Origin of the sequence: Sunxiuqinia dokdonensis, from assembly GCF_001270965.1 — a bacterium.
Classification (GTDB): domain Bacteria; phylum Bacteroidota; class Bacteroidia; order Bacteroidales; family Prolixibacteraceae; genus Sunxiuqinia; species Sunxiuqinia dokdonensis.
The window spans coordinates 1-1,571 of the sequence record NZ_LGIA01000086.1 but is presented as its reverse complement, the minus strand read 5'-3'; the positions used below and the strand labels follow the sequence as shown (position 1 = coordinate 1,571).

The window sequence follows — 1,571 nt, the reverse complement described above, 5'->3', positions numbered from 1 at the left end:
CGGGGTTTAGTTCAACGGTTACGTGTATGGTGTCGTTTGGCGATTCGAAGCACAAACCTTTCAAACAGTTACAAAGTTTATTGGGTATAACACGCTCAAATATAGCACTAACCGCCAAATGCACTATACACGATGTTGCCAACTGGCGTTTGTTTGTTCAAATATACTTTTTTTTACTTTATTTCAGTAATGTTACTTATAGTCTTTGGCTTATAGTCAACAATTTTAAATCTTTGCCAAATGGAAATCAAGGCGAAAATAGGAATTAGGATAAAAGAACTGAGAGAGATTAAGAATTTGTCTCAGAAAGATTTGTCCTATTCGTCTGATTTAGATAGAAGTTACATCGCAAGTGTTGAAAATGGTAAAAGAAATATTTCAATAGTTAATATTGAAAAAATCGCCAAGGCACTTGACGTTACCTTAAAAGATTTTTTTAATAATGGCAAATTTGATAACAATTCAGCAAGCAGTTGATAATTTTAAAAAACTAATTGAAACTTCAATTATTGAAGGGGGTATTAAGGCGAAGGAAGCAATGATAAGGTCTTCAAGACCAATAAATAATATACATGAAGCCGTAAAATCTGATTTTATCCGAAGCGGAATTGCTGAACACAGGATTCATCCACCACTTGGTGAAAGTAAACCAGAATTAAAACTTGCTGGTTTTATTAAACAAAAAAATCAAGATGTATGTGTGTCTCCAGAAGGTTATATACCGGAGTCTGAAATGATGACTGAAGGTATTCTTCGAGAAGCAACAGATTATTATGGTAAAGATTATACTGAAAGGACAATTTCTGTTAATATTCGAAGCCAGATGAGCTCATTAGCGAAAAATTTTGATACGCTTTATGAAAGAACTATTGCAGAAGCTCAAAATTTACATGTTCGATGCCCTAAAATGGTTTTAGGTGAAGTATATATGATTCCTGTTAAAGAATACGATGCAGCTGCAATGATTAATAATGAAATCAAATTTATTGACAGAATTGGTGCGGTTGAAAAATATATAAAATCATTTCAGGCAATTAATGGAAGACTAGATTTTACTAGAGAAGACTATAAATATGAACGAGTATGTCTTTTACTAATTGATTTTGAGAAAACACCTGCTAAAATTTATAGTTCTAATTTGGATTTAATTAATGATGGTTTAATTGATAAAAACACAGATGCAAATATGAGTGAATTGTCATGGGAAACCTTTACTAAAAATATTCTTGATACTTATTCAACTAGATTTGGAGTTTGAATACTAATGTTATATTTCTCAATAAGAAAATTATTAATTTCATCTTTATCCATTAAGTTTTTCAAAATAGATAGTTCCTTTTCGGTAAAATTTGGTATCGAGAATTTTTCAATAAAATTTTTCTGGTAACAAGGAAACCCCCCTTGTATTGCAACACTTGTTTTTGTGATATAATAATCCATAACAATAGAGTTCAATACTTTTTGGACTAAAAGGATGTTTTCTTCCTTTGATAGAGGGTGTTTAATATCTTCGAATAATGAGGCTGTCTCGTTATTGTTCTTTGAAAAATAAATGCCATAGCCATTAGTAT

General features: G+C 30.9%; 2 protein-coding genes and 1 pseudogene. 2 read left to right on the top strand and 1 reads right to left on the bottom strand.

The window, feature by feature from the left end; translation table 11 throughout:
* The first annotated feature begins 240 nt into the window (after positions 1-240).
* Complete coding sequence (locus NC99_RS06975; protein WP_053181440.1) at positions 241-477, top strand: helix-turn-helix domain-containing protein; 237 nt, start codon at positions 241-243, stop codon at positions 475-477.
* Complete coding sequence (locus NC99_RS06970) at positions 443-1,258, top strand: hypothetical protein (RefSeq protein ID WP_053181437.1); 816 nt, start codon at positions 443-445, stop codon at positions 1,256-1,258. The genes NC99_RS06975 and NC99_RS06970 overlap by 35 nt, the downstream gene beginning before the upstream one ends.
* Here NC99_RS06970 and NC99_RS22075 read toward each other — a convergent pair.
* A pseudogene (locus NC99_RS22075) lies at positions 1,234-1,571 on the bottom strand (DNA methyltransferase); the annotation flags it as partial. The gene NC99_RS06970 and the pseudogene NC99_RS22075 sit on opposite strands and share 25 nt — an antisense overlap.

Excerpts from the sequence above, each read along its gene's own strand:
- NC99_RS06975 (WP_053181440.1), top strand. The coding sequence starts at position 241 with ATGGAAATCAAGGCGAAAATAGGAATTAGGATAAAAGAACTGAGAGAG.
- NC99_RS06970 (WP_053181437.1), top strand. The coding sequence starts at position 443 with ATGGCAAATTTGATAACAATTCAGCAAGCAGTTGATAATTTTAAAAAA.